We start from the raw sequence: 21053 nt of genomic DNA on the forward strand, positions 1-21053 counted from the left end.
TTTCTGGGCTACCCCCCCCCTATTTTCTTCCTCACCCCAACATGGACATTTCGGTGGGGAAATTGCCATGAGGCGGTCGGTGGCGGCCTGGCTGTTCCTGGCGCCGGCGCTGGTGCTGCTGGCGGTTTTTGCGTTCTGGCCGGTGCTGTTCGGGTCGGTGCTGGCGTTTACCGATTTTTCGCTGGTGCGGCCGACGCATTGGGTGGGCTTCGATAATTTCCGCTACATCTTCAGTAACGAGATGTTCGTCACCGGCTTGAAGAACTCGCTGGTCTTCCTCCTGATCGTCCCTTGCGTGCAACTGGGCGCGCTGGGACTGGCGGTGCTGGTGAATAACCAGCTGCCGGGCATCCGCCTGTTCCGCGCTGCCTACTATGTGCCGGTGGTGACCACCGTTTCCGTCGTGGGCATTATGTGGGGCTTCATGTTCCATGAGCAGGGCGCGCTGAATTACCTCCTCGGTACCAATATCGGCTGGCTGCAGGACGATACCTTCGCGCTGGCCGCCATCATGTTCGTCACGCTGTGGCGCGGGCTGGGGTGGTATATGGTGATGTACCTGGCCGCGCTGCAGTCGGTGCCGCAGGAGATGCAGGAAGCGGCCATCCTGGATGGCGCTTCGCGCTGGCAGCGTTTCTGGCACATCACCGTGCCCATGCTGCGCCCGACCATCATGGTCTGCACCATCCTGTCCGTGCTGGGCGCGCTCAAGGCTTACCAGGAGGTCGATGTGCTGACCCAGGGCGGCCCGATGAACTCCACCTTCACCGCCCTGTATTACGCCTACGACCAGGGCTTGAAGCACCTGAAACTGCCGCGCGCCCTGGCCGCCAGCTTCATCGTTTCCCTGATCTGCATCGGCATCGCCCTGCTTTGCCTGCGCTACCTGAAGCCGAAACACCGATGAAGAAGGTCGTCCGATATTCCGTGCTGTCGGCCATCGCGCTGCTGTGCATCTTCCCTTTCTGGTGGACGCTGGTGACTGCGCTGTCGACCGAGGGCAATATCTTCGCCTTCCCGCCCACCTTCTGGCCGAAGGAGCCATCGCTGGAGAACTTCGTGGAAGTGTTCCGCGTGATCCCGATCTGGTCCTTCCTTAAGAATTCCATCCTGATCACGCTGTTCACCGTCATCTGGAAGCTGGTGCTGTGCTCGATGGCCGCCTATCCGCTGGCGCGCCTGCAGTTCAGGGGGCGCAAGCTGGTGTTCGGGCTGATCGTGGCCACCATGGTGCTGCCGTCCGAAGTCAACTTCCTGGTCAACTTCATCACGGTCACGGAGCTGGGACTGGTGGACACCTACTCCGGCGTGATCCTGCCGAACGTGGTCAATGCTGTGGCCATCCTGCTGCTCAAGCAGGCCTTCGAGGAAGTCCCGCAGGACCTGATCGATGCCGCGCGCGTCGACGGCGCCTCCGAATGGACCATCTTCACGAAAATCATGCTGCCGCTGATCGCGCCCTGGCTGGCCACGGTCGGCATCCTGACCGCCGTCGAGGCGTGGAACGAATACATCTGGCCTTCCATCGTCATGAGCAAGCCGGACGAATTCCCGCTGTCGGTGGGCGTGCTGTACCTGCGCGGCACCTTCGGCAGCAGCACACGCGTCATCGCAGCGGGTACCATCATCACCATCGTGCCGACACTGGCGGCATTCCTATTCACCCAACGTTACTTCATGCGCGGCATGGACGGAGCAGTCAAATGAGCACACAAGAATTACGAAAAATCGCGGGACAACTGATCATGATCCGCTTCCCCGGCACGGTGCTGGACCAGGCCACGGCGGACTTCATCCGCGCCAACGGCATCCGCGGCGTCTGCCTGTTCCGCGGCAATATGACCGATTCCGTCCAGCTGGCCAAGCTCACCGCCGACCTGCGCGACGCCATGGGGCCGAATTCCCTGATCGCGATCGACCAGGAAGGCGGCGCCGTGGTGCGTTCGACCTGGGTGCCGGCGCCGCCGGCCGCCATGGGCCTGGGCGCGGCCAACGATACCGACCTGGCCTACCGCACCGGCGCTGCCGTGGCGCGCGCCGCCAAGTCGCTCGGCTTCAACTGGAATTTCGCGCCGGTGCTGGACCTGAACAACAACCCGGACAACCCGGTGATCGCCGAGCGCTCCTTCGGCGCTGAGCCGCAGCGCGCGGTGGAATTGGCCATGGCCTGGATGGCGGGCAGCCATGCCGAAGGCGTGGCCTGCTGCGTCAAGCACTTCCCCGGCCATGGCGACACCCACGTCGATTCGCACCGCGACCTGCCGACCGTCGACAAGCCGCTGCCGGAACTGGACGCGCTGGAGCTGGCGCCGTTCCGCGCCGCCGCCCCGGTGGCGCCGGCCATGATGACGGCGCACATCGTCTACCCGGCCATCGACGCCGACAATCCGGCCACCATGTCGCCCGCCATCCTGGACGGCATCCTGCGCAAGCAATGGAACTACAAGGGCGTGATCATCACCGACGGCATGGACATGCATGCCATCGCCGGCCGCTACGGCGTGGGCAATGCCGCCGTGCGCGCGCTGGTCGCGGGCGCCGACATGGTGATGGCGCTGGGTACCACCGAAACCCAGAACGAAACCCTGGACGCGATCGCCGCCGCCCTGGCCGACGGCTCGCTGCCGCAGGCCGCAGTGGACGAGCGCCTGGCGCGCCTGGATGCGCTGGCGCAGGCCTATCCGTGCCAGCCGCGCTCTTATAAAGAAGACGCCGCCGACCGCGTCATCATGGCCGAGGGCTGGCGCCGCAGCCTGACCGCGCGCGGCAACCCCCAGCGCCCGGCGCCGGGCGCCAAGCTGCGCCTGGTGGCGCGCCAGGACGTGGTCAGCGACGGCGTGTCGGAAGCCGGCGTGCCAGCCGCCAGCGTGGCCGCCTCGCTCGGCAAGCTGTACGACGTGGAGCTGGTGACCTTCGCCGACGCCAACACCTTCGACTGGTCTTCCCTGCCGCAGGACGGCCGCTTCACCGTGCTGGCCTCCACCTCGCGCCTGCGCTACGGCGACAACGCGCGCAGCAACTGGAAGCCGGACCTGCACCTGGCGCTGTGGAACCCCTACCAGGCGCTCGACATCCAGGCCCCGGCCCTGATGACCTACGGCTTCGCCGCGCCGGCGCTGGAAGCGATCAACGCCTGGCTGTCGGGCGAACTGGAAGCCACCGGCCGCTGCCCGGTTCCCGGCTTCGCATAAGGAGAGACGATGGACGCCGTTCGCCGCACCCCGCTGAAGTGGATTCCCACGCTGTACTTGGCGCAGGGCCTGCCCTACTTCGCCATTGCCCTGGTCTTCGGCCAGATGATGAAGAGCATGGGCATGACCAACGCCGAGATCAGCCACTGGGCCGCCCTGCTGGGCGGCGCCTGGATCTTCAAGCCGTTGTGGAGCCCCTTCCTGGAGCTGGCCCCCAACAAGAAGATCGTGGTGGTCAGCCTGCAGGTGCTGTGCGGCATCTGCCTCGGCCTGGTGGCGCTCGCGCTGCAGTTCCCGTTCTGGCTCAGCGCCTGCATCGCGGTGCTGTTCCTGGCGTCCGTCTCCTCCGCCACGCATGACATTTCCTGCGACGGGCTGTACATCTCCAGCCTGAGCGAGAAGCAGCAGGCGCAGTATGCCGGCTGGATCGGCACCTTCTTCAACGCCGGCCGCTTCCTGGCGCAAGGCGGCCTGCTGATGCTGGCCGGCTACCTGGAGAAGACCCAGGGCATCACCGCCGCCTGGACCATCGTGTTCGGCATCCTCGGCCTGACCATGTGCGCGCTGGGCGGCTACAACGGCTGGGCGCTGCCGGTCAGCCCGAACGCCAAGCTGGAGGACCACACCTTCGGCGGCGTCGCGCGCACGCTGAAGGAAGTGATCATCGACTACTTCCGCAAGCCCGGCATCTGGGTTTCGATCCTGTTCATCATCCTGTTCCGCGCCGGCGAGGCGCAGGTGCAGACCATCGGCCCGCTGTTCCTGCGCGAGGCGCGCGAGCTGGGCGGCCTGGGCCTGAGCACCGCCGAAGTGGGCGCCGTGTACGGCACCACCGGCACCATCGCCTTCATCGTCGGCTCGATCCTGGGCGGGTACTTCACGTCCTGGCTGTCGCTGCGGCGCGCCATCCTGTTCCTGATCCTGGCGATGAACCTGCCCAACCTGGTGTTCTACTACCTGTCGCACGCCCTGCCGACCGACCTGACCCTGATCGGCGTGGCGCTCAGCGTCGAAATGTTCGGCTACGGCTTCGGCTTCGTCGGCGTCATCCTGTACATGATGCAGGTGGTGGCACCGGGCAAGTACACCACTGCCCACTACGCCTTCTCCACTGGCATCATGCAGCTCGGCTTCGTGCTGTTCCGCTGGATCAGCGGCGATGTCCAGATGGCGCTCGGCTACAAGACCTTCTTTGTCTGGGTGCTGCTGGCCGCCATCCCGGTCGCCATCCTGTCGCAGTTCATCCCGATGGAATCGCGCGAAAAGAGCAAGGCCGACGCCGTGCCGGAAGCCGCCTGATATGGCTGCGGTATCCCTGCGCGGCATCGCCAAGCGCTACGGCGACAACCAGCCCGTCATGCGCGGCATCGACCTCGAGATCGCGGACGGCGAGTTCACCGTCTTTGTCGGCCCCTCCGGCTGCGGCAAGTCCACCCTGCTGCGCATGATCGCGGGGCTGGAGGAGATCAGCGAAGGCGAACTGCACATCGGCGGCCGGCTGGCCAACCAGGTGCCGCCGGCCCAGCGCGGCCTGGCCATGGTGTTCCAGTCCTACGCCCTGTACCCGCATATGACGGTGTTCGAGAACATGGCCTTCGGCCTGAAGCTGGCCAGCATGCCGGCCGCCGAAGTGCGCGCGGCGGTCGAACGCGCCGCCGCCACCCTGCAGATCGGCCACCTGCTCGAACGCAAGCCGAAAGAGCTGTCCGGCGGCCAGCGCCAGCGTGTCGCGATCGGCCGCGCCATCGTGCGCAAGCCGCAGCTGTTCCTGTTCGACGAGCCGCTGTCCAACCTCGACGCGGGCCTGCGCGTGCAGATGCGGCTGGAAATCGGCCGCCTGCACCAGGAGCTGGGCACCACCACCATCTACGTCACGCACGACCAGGTGGAGGCCATGACGCTGGGCCAGCGCATCGTGGTGTTCAACGGCGGCCGCATCGAGCAGGCCGGCACCCCGCATGCCTTGTACAACGCGCCGGCCAACCTGTTCGTGGCTGGTTTCCTCGGCTCGCCGCGCATGAATTTCATCCCGGCCGAGGTGGTGGCCCTGGGGGCGGCCCATGTCGCCGTGCTGCTGCCGGGCGGCGCCATCGTGGAGGTGGCGGCGCTGCCGGGCGAGGTCCAGCGCGGCGCCCAGGTCACCTTGGGGGTGCGTCCGGAACACCTGCACTTGCGCGATGAGGCATACAATGCCGCCCAGGCTGCGGTCAGCCATGTGGAATACCTGGGCGACCAGTCCATCGTCTACGCCCGCCTGCCCGGCATGGCGGAGGCGCTGGCCGCCAAGCTGGCGCCGGAGATGGCGGTGCCGGCGCCCGGCGCCACGGCCAGCCTGTTCCTGCCGCCCGAGCGCTGCCTGCTGTTCGGCGCCGATGGCAGCGCTTTCGCCCGGGCGTGAGAAATCGTTACAATTGGCTACTTCAGAAAAACGGCCCCCTGCCGAAATTATGGGAAAATAGAAGTTTGCCTCAACCGAAAGAAGGATCACCTACCATGACCCAATACCGTTTCGCACGTATCGGCTTGCTGCTGGCAGCCATTGGCCTGGGCGCTGGCCCGGCACTGGTCCAGACGGCCCACGCGCAAGACAAGAAGGAAATCGCCGGCGCGCAGCAGGAGACCGTGCGCAAGGAAATGTACAAATTCCTGGACGGTAAAGTCCTGACCCCGCTGCTGGAAGGGAAAAAGTACGCTGAGGTAACGGCCCTGCTGGACCAGGCCGACGCCATGCCGAACAAGACCGGCTATGAGCAGTACGTCATCAACCGCACCCGCCTGGCTGTGGCTTTCGGCACCAACGACCGTGCCAAGCTGATCGAAATGCTGGAATACGCCACCGCCTCCGGCCGCATGGAGAAAGAGGAAGCGGCGCGCTTCACCCAGGCGCTGGCTGGCTACTACCAGGAAGACAAGAACTGGCCGAAGGTCATCGAAAAGCTGACCAAGTACCACCAGATGTCGGGCGACCCGAAAGTGCCGCGCCAGATCATGCGCATCCGCTTCGAGGCCGGCGACTACAAGGGCGTGCAGGCGGACCTGCTGAAACAGCTGGATGAGTCCATCAAGAGCAACAAGCCGATGACCCGCGACGACCTGCACATGCTGGCCGACGCCTCGCATCGCCTGAAAGACAAGGCAGCCTACCTGACCGCCCTGGAAGGCCTGGTGCGCTGGCATCCGCGCGACAGCTACTGGTCGGACATGCTGTACCGCACCCGCGGCAAGGAAAACTACTCGACCCGCTTCTCGGCCGACATCGTGCGCCTGCAGAAAGTGGCCACCACCAAGATGGAAGAGCAGGACTACGTCGAGCTGGCTGAAGTCGACCAGCTGGAAGGCCAGTTCATCGAAGGCAAGGCCGTGCTGGACGCCGGCATCGCCAACGGCGTGGTCAAGATGACCGACAAGATCAAGAAGCTGAAAGCCCAGCTGGACAAGCAGGCTGCCGACGACACCAAGAGCATCGCCGCTTCCGAAGCCAACGCGCGCAAGGCCAAGAACGGCACCGGCCTGGTCAACCTGGGCTACGCCTTCGTCACCATGGGCCAGTACGACAAAGGCATTGGCCTGATCCAGGAAGGCATCGCCAAGGGCGGCCTGAAGAACGCCGAAGACGCCAAGCTGCGCCTGGGCTATTCCTACGCCATGGCCGGCAAGAAGGACGAAGCCATCAAGATCCTGGAAACCGTGCAGGGCGCCGATGGCCGCGCCGACCTGGCGCGCTACTGGATCCTGTGGATCAACCGTCCATACCCGGCTACCGTGGGTGAAGAGGACAAGCAGGGCTGATCCTGCGTTCTTGCACAACGCATCAGCGGGAATGGCCTGGCGGCCTTCCCGCTTTTTTTACGGCTTGAGGGGGAGCATGCAGCGACTGGCTAGCCTGGACGCATTCCGGGGTTTCATCATCCTTGCGATGATCTGGGTGAACTATATCGCCGGCATGCGTGGCTCGCCGCCCTGGCTGCAGCACACTGGCCCCGAGGCCGACGGCATCAGCGTGCCGGACCTGGTGTTCCCGGGTTTCCTGTTCATTGTGGGGGTGGCGATCCCGCTCGCCCTGCGCCGCGCCGCGGCCAGCGGCCTCGACGCGCGCCTGTTCGGCAAGCTGCTGTGGCGCTCCGCCAGCCTGATGCTGGCCGGCGTCGTGCTGCTCAACGCCGAGCGCTACGACGCTGCCGCCGCCCTGCTGCCCCGCTCCTGGTATTACCTGCTGTTTTACGGCGCCATGATCCTGCTGTGGCGCCAGGACGGCGGCGCGGCGCAACGCTGGCCGAAGTGGCTGGGTGGCGCGCTGATGGCCGTCCTGGTGCTGGCCTTCCCCGGCGGGCTGCAGCATGGCTGGTGGGGCATCCTCGGCATGATCGGCTGGGCCTACCTGGCGTGCAGCCTGGCCTTTGTGCTGGCCGGCGGCGGCAGCGCGCCGCTGGCCGGTGTGTTTGCCGCCATGCTGGCGCTCTACCTGGGCGGCACGGCCGGCGCGCTGGACTGGCTGCCGGTGCCGGTGCGCGAGTTCGTGAATATCCCGCAGGTGCTGGGTTCGACCGCCGCCAACGTGATGGCCGGGGTCCTGGTCGGCAACCTGTTCCGCGCCGAGATGCCGCACCGCCTGCGCATGCGCCAGATGGCGTGGATGGCGCTGGCCTTCCTGGCGGCGGGCCTGCTGCTGCGCCCCTACCACGGCATCAACAAGATCCATGCGACGGCGTCCTACACGCTGGTGTGCGCCGCCATCGTGCTGGCCTTGTTCATCCTGTTCTACTGGCTGGTCGATGCACGGCGCCGGGATGCGCACGCGGTGCCGCGCGCCGCAGCCTGGCTGCTGCCCGCTGGCAGCAACGCCCTGCTGGCCTATATCCTGCCCGACCTGTTCGAGCAGGCGGCAGCCGTGCTGCATATCCCGCGCTTCTGGTGGCCCTTCCTGGACAGCGGCGGCATGGCCGGCCTGGCCAACGCCGCCGCCATGACCGCGCTGATGCTGGCCCTGGTCACCCTGGCCAACCGCGCCGGCCTGCGCCTGAAGTTCTAGACCTTGATGTAGATGCGTTTGCGGTCCAGCAGGTAGCCGGCCAGCCAGCACGCCAGCGTGAACAGCAGCGCGAACGCCAGCGAAGCCGCCTGCGGGCTGCCGACCGGCGCCAGCGTTGCCGCCAGCGGCGCATACCAGCCGCCCTTCTCCAGCGCCACCACCGCCACCTGCGACAACAGGTAGATGAACAGGGTGTTTTTGCCGAAGACTTCGAAGAAGTAAGTCCAGCCGCGCACGCCGCGCAGCTCGACCAGCCAGGCCAGTGCGGCCAGCACCAGCAATGCCGTACCGGTCGACAGCAGCACATAACTGCCGGTCCACAGCTTCTTGTTGATCGGCAGCAGCGGCGCCCAGCACAGCGCCAGCACCGCCAGCGCCAGGCCGGCCGCCGCCAGCGTGGCCAGCGAGCGCCCGTTGGCGCCGCGTTCGCGCAGGTAGCAGCCGGCGAAATAGCCGGCAATCACATTCACCGTGGCGGGCAAGGTGCCCAGGGCGCCCTCGGGGTCGAACGGCAGCCCCTCCCCCTGGTACAGGTGGCTGGCGCCGAACAGCCACAGGTCGATGGCGCGGCCGGCATTGCCTTGCAGGCTGTAGTCGCCGAACAGCGCCAGCACCAGCCAGTGGCCGAGCAGTGCCAGCGCGCTGAACGCCAGCGCGCCGCGTGCGCCCAGGTAGTGCAGCACCAGCGCCGCAATCGCGAAGCACAGGCCGATGCGCTGCAGCACGCCCGGCAGGCGCATTTCGCTGAGCGGCCCGCCCAGCTTGGGCAGCAGGCACAGGCCCAGTCCCAGCGCGATGATGATGGCGCTGCGCTTGCCGATCCTGGCCAGCACCGCGCGTTCGCCCATGCCGGCGTAGCGCGGCAAGGTGAACGCCAGCGCATTGCCGACGACGAACAGGAAGCTCGGGAACACCCAGTCGGTCGGCGTGAAGCCATGCCAGGGCGCGTGCAGCAGCGGCGCATAGACATGGTTCCAGCTGCCCGGCGTATTCACGATGATCATCAGCGCCACGGTCAGGCCGCGCAGCACGTCCAGCGACTGGTAGCGCGCAGCCGGCGCCGCGCCTGCGCTCATCGTCCAGCCTCGCGTACGGGCGCTACTGCCGCCGGGGCTGCGCCAAGCACCAGCGCGCGCTGATAGGCGCCGGCCGGCACGTCCGGCATGGTGCTGCACGCCGGGTCGGCACCTTTGGTCGGCTTGCCGCAAGGCTTATCGCGGTCCAGCGACCAGTAATGCACGCCCGCCATCCCCATCTTCGCCGCACCCGCCACCGTGGCGCGCGCATCGTCCAGGGTGAAGACGTTTTCCACCACGTCGTTGACGCCGATCATCGGCGTCAATGCGATCTGGGCGTACGGCACCCCATACTTGCGGTGCACATTCTGCGCCGCCTGCAATGCCGACGCGCCCATATCGCAGCGCCCGCGCCGCACCACGCACACTTTGCGGCTGGCCGGCCCATAATCCATCACCATCAGGTTCAGCACGTAATCCTGCACGCCATGCTTGCGCAGGGCTGCCAGCACCTGTTCGCCCGTGGCGTTCAGGCTGCGCCGGCTGCCGTCCGAGGCGGCGTGGGTGGCGATGGTAAAGCTGTAGCGCCAGTGCGGATGCGCCTTCTGCACATTGGCAATGCGCTGCACCAGCGAATCGATCTGGGCAGCGGTCTGGCCGTGCTCGATGTCGAAATCAAAGCCGAGCAGCTGCGGCGACTTGTAGCGCGAGACAAAGGCATCCATGCCCTCGTCGCTGGCGCAGGTAAACACATTGCCCTGCCCGCCGGTGGAAACGATATAGCCCACGCCGGCCTGCGCGAAGCGCGGCACATTCAGCGCCGCCACCTGCGCTCCATCGAGCTCGCCCCAGCGCTCCTCGCCGCATTCGCCGCGCGCAAACGCCCACACCTGCACGCCGTGCGCGGGGTCCCAGGGCGAAAGGTATTTATACGGGCCGTGCACCACCGCAGGGGCGGCGCCGGCCGGAATGGAAACGGCGGCCAGGGCCGCCATGAGGAATTGTCGCATTCACGCTCCACATATAAAAAAGGCAGGGCCCCGGGGAGCCCTGCCGCAAGTTCTACTTCTGGGAGTATTACATCTTGCCGCGTACACCGAAGAAGATCTGCTTGCCGTTCTTGTAGAACGCGCGCGGCTGGTTCTTGCTGGTGGCGTACGACTTCAGGGTCGGATCGTTCAGGTCCTTGCCTTCCAGCGACAGGGTGATGTTCTCGGTCAGGTTGTAGTTGAACGCTGCCGAAACGGTACCCACGTCATCCTGGTAGATCGCGCTGTTGCGGTCCAGGCCGTTCAGGAAAGCGGAACGGAAGCTGTAGTTCACGCGTGCGCTGAACTTGTTGGCCTCGTAGTACACGCCCAGGTTGTACGAGTTCTTCGAGGTACCGATCATGTTGCAGTCGCCCAGGTCCGCGCAGGCCGACTTCGGCGCCTTGCCGGTTTCCTTGCCGTCGGCGTAGGTGTAGTTGGCGTTCACGCCGAAGCCGTTGCCGAAGTCCTGCACATACTGCAGTTCCACGCCGCGCACGCGCGCCTTGGTGTTCACCGCGGAGCTCATGTTGTAGGTGGTGACGCGGCCAACCGACTGGTTGAAGAACTCAGCCTGCGAGGAACCGAAGGTCACATAGGAACCCATGTTCATGTTGTAGATGCTCATGCCCAGCAGCGACTTCGGCTTGAAGTACCACTCCACGCCCACATCCACGTTGTTCGACATGATCGGACGCAGGTTCGGGTTGCCGCCGGAGCCGGAGAAGGTCAGGTCGTTCAGGCTCAGCGCGCCCAGCGAACCGAAGTCCGGACGGGCCAGGGTGCGGCTGGCGGCGGCGCGCAGCTTCACGTCCTGCGCCAGGTCGGTGTGCAGGTTGATGCTCGGCAGGAAGTCGTTGTAGGTGTTCGAGCTATGCACCGGCTTCCACACCGTGTTCGGCGAGGCATTGTCGACGTCGATCTTGGTCTGAACAAAACGCACGCCGATATTGCCGCCCCAGCCGCCGAAGTCCAGGTCACCCATCACATAGGCGGCATGGGCCTTTTCCTTGATCAGGAATTCGCTCTGGTAAGCGTGGCTGTTGAAGGCCACGTACTTGTCGCCCCAGGCTTTCATGGACGCGGCGTCGAAGGTCCAGGCCTTGTTCAGCAGGTTAGGCAGCGGGCTGTCCGGGAAGTTGGTCAGGCCGGTCGGACGGTTGGCCAGCTGCGAACCGGCCGGCGCCACGGTGCCAGCCAGCCAGGTCAGGCTGCGCTCGTGGTCCGCGGTGCGCAGGCCGAAGTGCAGGGTCGGCACGCTGTTCCACTGGGTCTTGTACTGGCCGTCGATCTGGCCGTAGGTTTCCTTGTCCTTGGCGGTCACGTCGGAGGCCCAGCCGCCGAAGAAGTCGGCGCCGGTGCGCGGCGAGAAGGTGCCGGCGTTGTCCACGGTCACGGTAGCCGGTTTGTCCAGGCCGTAGGTGGTCAGGCTGCTGCCGGAGTAGGCCTGCCACACTTCATAGCCGTAGTCGCGGGCATAGCCGGTGCCACGCGTGGTGCCGACCTGGCCCTTGAACTTCAGGTCCTGGTTAGGACGGTAGTTGAAGTCGAAGTTGACGAACTTGGAATCGCTGTAGGAACCCGGACGGGCGATGATGTCCTGCACCGATGGGCCCATCTTCGAGCAGTCGGCCACCGGACAGGTGCTCGGGAAGGTGATGGAAGTGATGGTATCGCCGGTCACGGTCCACTTGGACGGGATCACGCCGCCCACGCCGGACCAGTTATTGGTCAGCGGCTGGTATGGCGCCAGCATGAAGTTGGCGTTGATGTTGTCGGCATCCAGGCGGGTGTAGAAGGCGTTGATGTCGAAGTCGAACTCTTTGTTCACCTTGACCTGCACGTCGACCATGCCGCCCTTGCGCTCGCGCTCCTGGTTGAACATGGCGGTGCCGGTCAGCAGCGAAATCCACTTGTCCTTCACTTCAGGATTGGCGGCGACCCACTGCGGCGCATAGCCGGCGCTCAGCTTGTCCCACCACAGGAATTCCTGGCCGATACGGCGCAGGGTGCGCTTCTCGTCGAACACCTGGACCAGCACGCCCAGGTTGTTCTGTTCATTCTTCCAGTTGCCCAGGGCGCTGAACTGCGCGTCGGTCTTCTTCGAGCCTTCGCTGTACACGCCGGTCAGCGCGCCCATCACGGTCAGGCGCTCCTTGAAGCTGAGCGGTTTGCGGGTTTCGATATCGACGTTACCGGAAGCGCCGCCTTCGATCAGGTTGGCCTGCGAGGACTTGTGCACGGTCACACGGCCAATCAGCTCGGACGGGAACATCGAGTAGCTGACCGAACGGCCGCCGCTGGTAATGTTGGAGATGTACCAGTCGCCGCTCGACACGGTGTGGCCGTTCAGGGTGGTCAGCGCCAGGTTGGACGGCGTGCCTTTCAGGCTGACGCGGTCGTTCTCGCCGAAGCCGCCCTCGGAGCCGCCAGCGGTGGCCACGGAAACGCCTGGCACGCGCTGCAGCGAGTCGGCGACGCTCTTGTCCGGCATCTTGCCCACGTCTTCAGCGGTGATCACTTCAACCAGAGAATCCGAGTTGCGCTTCTGGTTGATCGATTGCGCGAGTGCGGCGCGCACGCCGGTCACGACCACGACATTCTGCTCAGAGTTCTGGGCAGCCTGCTGCGCTTGCGCCATGCCAGTGGTGGCGATCAGGATGGCGACTGCGGTCGCGATCGGTGTCATATTGCGGTTCATTTACTCCCCCTAAGTATGGGCCTGTCTCAAAGCCCGGTCTGATAGTACCTGTGATGAAAACCACGTCTAAAACCAATTGGACGCCAATATACCGCGATCAAATACCAGAACACTACCAATTTTCATATTTTTTTCACATGTTGTACTGAAAAGACATACCACTTTTGCCCAGAAAGCCCGCTGTTAGCGCTATCTCATAGGAGGCGTTGATTTTGCGCAATGCGTACCTCTGGGCGGGCGGTCTTTTTTGGTATTATCGAGCGCACTACAACGGGAGACGGAATGACAACGCTCGCGCAGATCATGCAAGACCTGGTGCAGACCAGTAGCCAACCGCTGTACCAGCTGCTGCAGCGCGCGCTGCGCGAGGCGATCAACTCCCAGCTCTACGGCCCGGACGAAGCCCTGCCCGCCGAACGCGTGCTGGCGGCCGACCTGAACATCTCGCGCATCACGGTGCGCAAGGCCATCGACGGCCTGGTGGAGGAAGGCTTGCTGGTGCGCCGCCCCGGCTCGGGCAACTTCATCAACACCCGCATCGAAAAGAACTTCGCCAAGCTCACCTCCTTCTCGGAAGACATGCGCTCGCGCGGCCGCACGCCGCACAGCGTGTGGCTGAAAAAGGCGGAAGGCACCGTCACGCCGGAGGAGGCGCTGCGCCTGCGCTTGAGCCCCGGCGCGCCGGTGTACCGCTACCACCGCATCCGCTTCGCGGACGACGTGCCGATGTGCGTGGAGTACGCCACCATCGTCGCCAGCGCCCTGCCCTCGCTGGAGTCGGTCGACCTGTCGATGTATGAGGCGCTGGAAGCGGCCGGGCACCGTCCGGTGCGCGCCCTGCAGCGCCTGTCCGCCCTGCTGCTGACGGGCGAGCAGGCGCGCCTGCTGCAGGCCAAGGAAGGCGACGCCGGCCTGGCGGTGGAGCGCCTGGGCTTCCTGCGCGACGGGCGCGCCGTGGAATTCTGCCGCTCCATCTTCCGCGGCGACATGTACGACTTCGTCGCGGAACTCTCGACGCCCTGACATGACCAGCCTGCGACAGATGACCGATGCGTTCTGCAACGGACGCCCCGGCAAGGAAGCCTATGACTTGCTGCCATCCTTCCTGCGCGCTGCACCGCAGGAGATCGAACAGTTTGTCGATGCTGTCCTCGAGGCGTGCCCGCAAGGCGGAACATTCCTCGATGCGGCGCTGTCGCACATCAGCGATGAAGCGCTGGAACGCCTGGTCCGGAAATGGATAAGCCGCGCCGCCGCCGCGGGCCTGACTGAAGCGACCGAGGCGCTGATTGCCTACGCAAGCCTGCAGCGCCCGGCGGCGCTGCATCCTTATCTCACCCTGCTGTTCGAGATGGATGCCAACGGCTGCGCCATCTGCGGCAGCTGGCCGTGGCGCGAGGCCCCGCCGGAGTCGCTCACTTACCTGCTGGCCAAGGCCGCCCCCGCAAACGAGCCGGCGGAACGGCTGCAGGCGCTGGAGCGCCTGGTCGAAACCCGGCATCCCGCCGCCTTTGCAGCCTGCGCCCCGCTGGCCGCCGATATCCCGGCACTCAACCCTTGGCACGTGTACCTGGAACAGGCTGGTTTCGATGCCGACCTGCGCCAGCTCTACACGGACGACGTGGCACACCTGGTATTCCCGCCGACGCACTTCCCGCCGCCCGTCACCAGCTGGAACTTGCAGGGGCTGCACCCCAGCTGGCACCTGCCCGGCACAGGAAGCTTCCGTTTTGGCGGACCGGGTAGCGGAACCTGCGGCGTGTGCGGCGGCCGCCTGCACCATCTGCTGGAAATCCCCGAGCATCGCGCCGGCTTGTCCGACCGCGCCACGCTAGTCGCGCTGCAGGCCTGCCTGTCCTGCCTGGGCTGGTCGCGGCCAGTCCTGCATTACCGCCACGGCGAGTGCGGCGCGATTACGGCGCTGGACAAGGGTCCGGACACACCGGAATTCCCCGCGCAGCCGCTGCGGGAATGCGTCGTCGCGCTGGCTCCGACTCCGGCCCGCTGGCGCTGGCAAGACTGGGCACTTTCAAATTCGCGTGAAAACCTGCACCGGCTGGGCGGCCATCCGACCTGGGTGCAAAGCGCCGGGTATCCAGACTGCCCTTGCTGCAGCAGGAAGATGCGCTTCATTCTGCAGCTTGACTCCGGCCTGCCGAGCGCCGATGGCGAGGAATGGCTATGGGGCAGCGGCGGCGTGGCCTATGCCTTCAGTTGCGCCCCATGCCGGACCACAGCCTACCTTTGGCAATGCACCTGAACGCGGCTTAGCGCTTGGCCTTGGCGGCGTCGGCGGCGATCACCACCGACAGCTTGCCAGGGTCGATATGCTTGCGGAACGCGGCACTCACCTGCTGCGGGGTCAGCGCCTTCAGCCGGGCCTCGTACTGCTTGCTCCAGGCGAAGGTGCGGCCCAGGTAGCGGAAATGCGACCAGGCGCTGGCCAGCACGTCGTCGCGCGAACGGTTCTGCAGGCGCTGCTGCATCAGGCCGGACTTGGCGCCCGCCACTTCCGCCGCCGTGAAGCCCTGTTTGACCGCGCGCTCCAGCTCCTGGCGGATGGCAGCTTCCAGCTTCGCCATGTTCTGCGGCGCTGCGATGGCGTCGATGGTGAAGGCCCCGGCGTCATCCAGTTCCCCGGCCTCCAAACCGGAACCGCCGCCATAGGACAGGCCGTCCTTCTGCCGGATGCGGTCCATCAGGCGCGATTTCAGGCCGCCGTTGCCGAAGATGAAGTTGGCCAGTTCCAGCGCCGGGTAATCGGGATCATCGGTGCGCAGCGCCAGGTTCATGCGCGCGGAGAATACGCCGTTCTCCTTGTCCGGCGCATCGAGCGTGATGCGGGTGGGCGCCTTCTCCACGTGCTTGTCCAGGATCGGCGCATAGGCAGCCTTGCTGTGCCAGCCGGCCAGCTCCTCGCCGGCCACCTTGAGCAGCTCCGCCTTGTCGAAGTCCCCCACCACGGACAGTTCGCCCTGCGAGGCGCCGTAGAAGGCCGCGTGGTAAGCCTTCAGGTCTTCCAGCTTGAGCGCCTTGATCGCCGCCAGCTGCTCGTCCAGCGTCAGCGTGCTGCGCGGATCGCCCTTCGGCCAATGGTCGAAATACTCCGCCTGCGCGCGGCCCGCCATCGCTTGCGGGTCGTTGCGCGTGGCCTCCAGGCCGACCACCCATTGCTGCCGCATCTGCTCGAATTCCGCCGCCGGGAAGGCCGGCTCCTTCAGCACGTGCGCCTGCAGGCGCAGCGCCGCCGCCAGGTGCTCGCGCGTGGTTTCGAAATGATACAGGCTGCCCGACATCTTCAGTTTGGACATGGCGTCGGCCAGCTGCGCGCGCGTGTAGCGGCTGCTGCCGCGCATCAGCATCTGGTCGGTGGCCGCCGCCAGCATCTGCTGCCCGAACTGGTTCTTTTCATCGCCCCAGCGCAGGCGCAGGTCGACCACCACCGTTTCGCCGCGATTCCGCTTGGGCAGCAGGGCCAGCTTCAGGCCGCCCAGTTCGCGCAGCTCGGTGCGCGCCATGATGTTGTCCTGGCTCGGGTCGAACACTTCCGAAGTCAGGGCGCTGGCCTTGCCCTTGTAGTCCTTGAGCAGCTCGGCCGCCGTCGGTGCGGCGCCGATCTCCGCGCGCTGCGGCGCATCGTCCGGGATGAAGGTGCCCACCACGCGGTTATCGCGCTTCAGGTAGCGCCCCGCCGCTGCCGCCACCTGCGCCGAGGTGATCGACGCCAGGCTGTCGCGCCCCTGGAACAGCAGGCGCCAGTCGCCCAGCGCGATATGCTCGCTCAGCGCCACGCCCACCTGCTGCGGATTGTTCAGCGCCTTCTCGATCGAATTGCTGTACTCGCGGCGCGTGCGCTCCATCTCCTCCTCGCTCGGCGCCTCCTGCGCAAAACCCTCCACCGCCGCGATCAGTTCATCGCGCACCGGCTCCACCGGCTGCCCCATCTTCACCACCGCGCCGAATACCTGCAGGCTCGGTGCGTAGCCGGGCTGGCTGAAGGCGAATACCTGCGCCGCCTTGCCGCTCTCCACCAGGCGTTTGTGCAGGCGGCCGTTTGGCGTATCGCCCAGCACCTGGTTCATGAACGCCAGCGGATCGGCATCGGCATGCAGCCCGGACGGGATTTTGTACCCCACCAGCACAATCTGCACATCGCCCTTGCGCCGCACGGCGTACTGGCGCTCGCCATCCTGGGCCGGCTCCACGGTCCAGAACCTGGGCAGCGTGCGTTTCGGTTTCGGGATGGCGCCGAAGGTCTTGCTGATCCAGGCCAGCGTCTGCGACGGCTCGAATTTGCCGGCCACCAGCAGCACCGCGTTATCGGGCTGGTAGTAGGTGCGGTAGAAAGCCTGCAGGTTCTCGATGCGCACGTTCTCGATATCGCTGCGGTTGCCGATGGTGGAGCGGCCGTAGCTGTGCCAGTCGAAGGCCACGCTCTCCATGCGCTTGTACAGCACGCCGAACGGGTCGTTCTCGCCGCTCTCGTACTCGTTCCGCACCACGGTCATTTCCGAGTCGAGGTCCTTTTTGGCGATGAAGGACCTGGTCATGCGCTCAGCCTCCATGTCCAGCGCCCACTTCAGGTTCTCGGGCGAGGCCTGGAACACTTCGTAATAGTTGGTGCGGTCGAGGGAGGTGGTGCCGTTGTAGTCCATGCCGCGGTCGGCGAACTGCTGCGGGATGTTGCGGTGGCGCGGCGTGCCTTTGAACAGCAGGTGTTCCAGCAAATGGGCCATGCCGGTTTCGCCGTAATTCTCATGGCGCGAGCCGACCAGGTAAGTCACGTTGACGGTGACGGTGGGTTTGGACGCATCCGGGAACAGCAGGACCTTCAGCCCGTTGGGCAGGCGGTATTCGGTGATGCCCTCGACCGAGGGACCTTTGACGACGCCAGCCGGCAGCGTCTGGGCGAAGGAAACGGAGGCAGTGGAGGCAGTCAGCAGCAGCGCTGCGACGTAGCGGATTTGCATGGTGTCTTGCTCATGTTGGCAAAACACCTATGCTACGACATTCAAGCCTGTTCGTCAGGTAGCAGGCAGGCTTCCACCACCTGCAGCTTGTTATCCTTGGCGAATTCCTTGACGAAGTTATAAGCCATCGGCTGCAGGTCGCGCAGCCCTTCGTTGACGACAACGGCTTTCACGCCATTGACGACGGTCGGGGTGACGTAGGGCGAGAACTGGAGGTGGGCATGGCGCCCGCCCGAGCCTTCCGGGCGAAAACACGCCAGCACGCCAGCCAGTCGTTCCGCCCAATCGCTGGGACGGAATTGCTTGCCGTCGGTGGTAAGCCCAAGAATGAAGAACTCGCTGGCCATATACCTGAAACCAAGTTGCTGTGAGGAACCCCGGTATTATATCTTATAGAAGACCTGAACGGGGTTCCGGCATCAGGCCATTTTAGCCCAGCCACACAGCCCCGGACAGCAGAAGCAGCAACATCATCCACAACAACAACGCACGCCACACCAGGCCGACCGTGCTTTGCAGGGCGCGCACGCCCGGCTCGTCGCCCGGCAGCTGGTCCACTTCCATATCGCTGATATCGACCGTGGCCGCGTCGGAAGGGATGATCTTGGCCGCGTTTTCATTCGGCGTCCCCAGGCGCACGCCCATGGCGCCGCCGCCGGCCGACAGGATGATGCCAATCGCCTCGTCCTTCCAGCGGTGGGCGAAATTACGCCAGGCGTAGATCGCATCCTCAAAGTTGCCGACCACGGCAAAGGCCACCGCGGTCAGGCGCGCCGGAACCCAGTCGATCCAGTAGAAAGCCTTGGCGGCGAACTCGCCGAAAGCCTCCTGGCGCATATGCTCCGGTTCATTCCAGGCGCGCGCCAGGTATTCGGAAACACGGTACAGGATGGCGCCGCACGGCCCCAGCGGCATCAGGAACCAGAAGAACACGCCGAACACATTGCGGTGCGTGGTGACCAGCGCCTTCTCCACGGCGATACGCGAAATCTCGCTCACTTCCATGCCCACGGTATCGATCTTGCACCACTCGGCCAGCAGGGCGCGGGCCTGGCTCTCGTCGCCGGCATTCAGCGCCAGCTGGATCGAGGTGAAGTAATGGCTGTAATGGCGGAAGCCCAGGGTCAGGTAGACAATCAGCACGTTCCAGGCGAACGCTGCCAGCACCAGGTTGTAGCGCAGCAGCAGCCAGTAGACCAGGCCGGCCGGCAGCGTCAGCGCGCCGATCAGCAGGAACCAGCCCAGGCGGCCATGGCTCGCGTGCCCGGCATTGAACCACTGCTCCATGCGCACGGCCAGGCGCTTGAACTCAGCCCAGATCGGATTGTCGGCGCGCAGGGGCTTCAGTTGTTCAAACAACAAGGCCACGAGAATGGAGAGAAAAGTCATCTAGATCCTTTTGAATAGCAATACCGCAATGCCCGCTACGATAGCTTATGCGCGCAAGAAATGAAACAGGTTGCGCAGCATGCCGGCCGTTGCACCCCAGATAAAATAGTTTTGGTACGGCATGGCGTAAAAGCGCCGGCGGCCGTTCGGCAAATCGACTGCCAGCAGCTGGTGATTGGCCCCGTCCATCAGGAAGTGGAACGGCACCTCAAAGATTTCCGCCACTTCGTCCGGGTCCGCCCGCAGCTCGAACGGTGGCGCCACCAGGCCCACCACCGGCGTGACCGCGTAGCCGGTGCCCGTGTAATACACGGGCAGCGTGCCGATCACGTCGATGTGGCGGCGGTGCAGGCCGATCTCCTCCTCCGTTTCGCGCAAGGCCGTGTCGACGGCATCGCGGTCGGTCGGCTCGGCGCGTCCGCCCGGAAAGGCGATCTGGCCCGCATGGTCGTTCAGGTGCGCGGTGCGCATGGTCAGCAGCAGGTAGACGCCGTCCTCGCGCAATACCAGCGGCACCAGCACCGAAGCCGGCGTCGGTTCGCCGCGGTGCAGGCCGAGCGGCGGCTCCGACGGCTCGGGCGCCCATTCCGGCGGCGCCGCGAAGCGCTGCCGCAGCCAGTCCGGCGCCAGCCGTTCCAGCAGCACGGCCGCTTCGCCGGCAATCGCTTCAATCGGGAGTTGGGTCGGGTCGAAAGGTGTTTTGGACATACCCGGCATTGTACCAACTGGCCCTCCCCGCACAGTTGTTGCGCTCGCTCAAAAGCGGGAGCCGTGGCCCGGACGTAGACTAAGGCGATGCCGCCTCCTTCGCCGCCTGCCCGCTACGACTCACCATGGAAAGAAGTGCTGACGCACGGCTTCCGCGCCTTCATGGCCTTCTATTTCCCCGACCTGCACGCGCAGATCGACTGGAGCAAGCCGGTGCGTTTCCTCGACAAGGAGTTCGCCCAAGTCGGCTTTGGCGACCGCCCCGAAGGCCGGCTGGCCGACAAGCTGGTCGCCATCACCCTGCGCGGCGGCCAGGAGCAATGGATCCTGGTGCATATCGAAGTCCAGGCCCAGCACGACGAAACGCTGGCGCGCCGCGTGCTGGCATACAACTACCGCATCTTCGAGCAATTCCAGCGCCCGGTGGCCAGCCTGGTCCTGCTGGCCGATGAAACGCCCGGCTGGCGCCCGGACTCCTTTTACATCCGCGTCCTGGGAACGGTGATGGGCATCAGCTTCGCCACGGCCAAACTGCTGGACCATGCCGGCCGCGACAAGCAATTGAAACGCTCCCGCAACCCTTTCGCGCTGGTCACCCAAGCCCACCTGCGCACCCAGCAAACGCGGCACAACCCGGCTGAACGCTACGCCGCCAAATGGCAGTTGACCAAACTACTTTTGCAGCATGGCTGGAGCAAGAAGCGCATAATAATCCTGTTCAAAGTGATTAACTGGATGATGACTTTGCCGGAGCCTCTGCAACGGCGCTACCGGCAAGCGGTCCGAGAGTTGGAAAGGAAGAGTCAAATGGAATGGATTGACCCCTACGACCAAAATCGCATTGACAAAGCAACCGAGAAGGCAAGACGGGCTGTCGAGAAGGCCGAAAAGATTGCGCAAAGGGCGGAAAGGGCCGCCCTGAAAGCCGAGAAGCAAGGCTTCAAACTTGGCCGGGAAGAAGGCCGCGAAGAAGGCCGCGAAGAAGGCCGCGAAGAAGGCCGCGAAGAAGGCCGCGAAGAAG

17 protein-coding genes are annotated in these 21053 nt (G+C 65.2%); 10 read left to right on the plus strand and 7 right to left on the minus strand.

All coding sequences use genetic code 11. The annotated features are described in order from the left end of the window. Positions 1 to 67 precede the first annotated feature (67 nt). The 7 genes from ACE3TQ_RS18390 to ACE3TQ_RS18420 all read left to right on the plus strand — a co-directional run bounded on the left by ACE3TQ_RS18390 (position 68) and on the right by ACE3TQ_RS18420 (position 8220). Positions 68 to 907, plus strand: coding sequence for a carbohydrate ABC transporter permease (locus tag ACE3TQ_RS18390; RefSeq protein ID WP_374583741.1), 840 nt, complete (start codon positions 68 to 70; stop codon positions 905 to 907). Further along, the gene (locus tag ACE3TQ_RS18395) at positions 904 to 1707 is read left to right on the plus strand and encodes a carbohydrate ABC transporter permease (protein WP_374583742.1); all 804 of its coding nucleotides are present in this window, start codon (positions 904 to 906) and stop codon (positions 1705 to 1707) included. Before ACE3TQ_RS18390 ends, ACE3TQ_RS18395 begins: the two co-directional genes overlap by 4 nt. Further along, a complete protein-coding gene (locus ACE3TQ_RS18400; RefSeq protein WP_374583743.1) occupies positions 1704 to 3191 on the plus strand; it encodes a glycoside hydrolase family 3 N-terminal domain-containing protein in 1488 nt (495 codons plus the stop codon). Before ACE3TQ_RS18395 ends, ACE3TQ_RS18400 begins: the two co-directional genes overlap by 4 nt. Positions 3192 to 3200: 9 nt before the next feature. Continuing rightward, positions 3201 to 4490, plus strand: coding sequence for an MFS transporter (locus ACE3TQ_RS18405; RefSeq protein ID WP_374583744.1), 1290 nt, complete (start codon positions 3201 to 3203; stop codon positions 4488 to 4490). A gap of 1 nt (position 4491) precedes the next feature. Further along, positions 4492 to 5589: an ABC transporter ATP-binding protein gene (locus ACE3TQ_RS18410; protein WP_374583745.1), complete on the plus strand. Its 1098-nt coding sequence runs from the start codon at positions 4492 to 4494 to the stop codon at positions 5587 to 5589. A 95-nt stretch (positions 5590 to 5684) separates the two neighbouring features. Beyond that, positions 5685 to 6980 (plus strand): tetratricopeptide repeat protein, encoded by a 1296-nt coding sequence (locus ACE3TQ_RS18415; RefSeq protein ID WP_374583746.1) that lies wholly within the window; start codon positions 5685 to 5687, stop codon positions 6978 to 6980. A gap of 76 nt (positions 6981 to 7056) precedes the next feature. Beyond that, positions 7057 to 8220 carry a DUF5009 domain-containing protein gene (locus tag ACE3TQ_RS18420; protein ID WP_374583747.1) on the plus strand — a complete coding sequence of 388 codons (1164 nt, stop codon included), beginning with the start codon at positions 7057 to 7059 and terminating at the stop codon, positions 8218 to 8220. Here ACE3TQ_RS18420 and ACE3TQ_RS18425 read toward each other — a convergent pair. The 3 genes from ACE3TQ_RS18425 to ACE3TQ_RS18435 form a co-directional block, all read right to left on the minus strand. Continuing rightward, positions 8217 to 9296, minus strand: a complete 1080-nt coding sequence (locus tag ACE3TQ_RS18425) for an acyltransferase family protein (protein ID WP_374583748.1) — start codon at positions 9294 to 9296, stop codon at positions 8217 to 8219. The genes ACE3TQ_RS18420 and ACE3TQ_RS18425 overlap by 4 nt on opposite strands. Then, positions 9293 to 10246 (minus strand): glycosyl hydrolase, encoded by a 954-nt coding sequence (locus tag ACE3TQ_RS18430; RefSeq protein WP_374583749.1) that lies wholly within the window; start codon positions 10244 to 10246, stop codon positions 9293 to 9295. The genes ACE3TQ_RS18425 and ACE3TQ_RS18430 overlap by 4 nt, the downstream gene beginning before the upstream one ends. A 67-nt stretch (positions 10247 to 10313) precedes the next feature. Continuing rightward, the gene (locus ACE3TQ_RS18435; RefSeq protein ID WP_374583750.1) at positions 10314 to 12965 is read right to left on the minus strand and encodes a TonB-dependent receptor; all 2652 of its coding nucleotides are present in this window, start codon (positions 12963 to 12965) and stop codon (positions 10314 to 10316) included. Positions 12966 to 13247: 282 nt separating this feature from the next. Here ACE3TQ_RS18435 and ACE3TQ_RS18440 point away from each other — a divergent pair, with 282 nt between their 5' ends. Both ACE3TQ_RS18440 and ACE3TQ_RS18445 read left to right on the plus strand, forming a co-directional pair. Beyond that, the gene (locus ACE3TQ_RS18440) at positions 13248 to 13988 is read left to right on the plus strand and encodes a GntR family transcriptional regulator (protein ID WP_374583751.1); all 741 of its coding nucleotides are present in this window, start codon (positions 13248 to 13250) and stop codon (positions 13986 to 13988) included. Position 13989: 1 nt separating this feature from the next. Beyond that, on the plus strand, positions 13990 to 15225 hold the full coding sequence (locus ACE3TQ_RS18445) for a hypothetical protein (protein ID WP_374583752.1): 1236 nt from the start codon (positions 13990 to 13992) through the stop codon (positions 15223 to 15225). A gap of 7 nt (positions 15226 to 15232) precedes the next feature. On the opposite strand, the gene ACE3TQ_RS18450 is transcribed toward ACE3TQ_RS18445, so the two are convergent. The 4 genes from ACE3TQ_RS18450 to ACE3TQ_RS18465 form a co-directional block, all read right to left on the minus strand. Further along, positions 15233 to 17935, minus strand: a complete 2703-nt coding sequence (locus tag ACE3TQ_RS18450; RefSeq protein ID WP_374583753.1) for a M16 family metallopeptidase — start codon at positions 17933 to 17935, stop codon at positions 15233 to 15235. Between the two features lie 41 nt (positions 17936 to 17976). Continuing rightward, positions 17977 to 18282 (minus strand): DUF3579 domain-containing protein, encoded by a 306-nt coding sequence (locus tag ACE3TQ_RS18455; protein WP_374583754.1) that lies wholly within the window; start codon positions 18280 to 18282, stop codon positions 17977 to 17979. Between the two features lie 82 nt (positions 18283 to 18364). Continuing rightward, positions 18365 to 19324 (minus strand): CobD/CbiB family protein, encoded by a 960-nt coding sequence (locus tag ACE3TQ_RS18460; protein ID WP_374583755.1) that lies wholly within the window; start codon positions 19322 to 19324, stop codon positions 18365 to 18367. Between the two features lie 45 nt (positions 19325 to 19369). After that, entirely contained in the window at positions 19370 to 20032 is a 663-nt protein-coding gene (locus tag ACE3TQ_RS18465) for a CoA pyrophosphatase (RefSeq protein ID WP_374583756.1), read from the minus strand. A gap of 87 nt (positions 20033 to 20119) precedes the next feature. Between ACE3TQ_RS18465 and ACE3TQ_RS18470 the strand changes: the two genes are divergently transcribed. Continuing rightward, on the plus strand, positions 20120 to 21053 hold a 934-nt coding region (locus tag ACE3TQ_RS18470; RefSeq protein ID WP_374583757.1), incomplete at its 3' end, for a DUF4351 domain-containing protein.

Source organism: Pseudoduganella sp. (assembly GCF_041914865.1).
GTDB lineage: Bacteria > Pseudomonadota > Gammaproteobacteria > Burkholderiales > Burkholderiaceae_D > Rugamonas.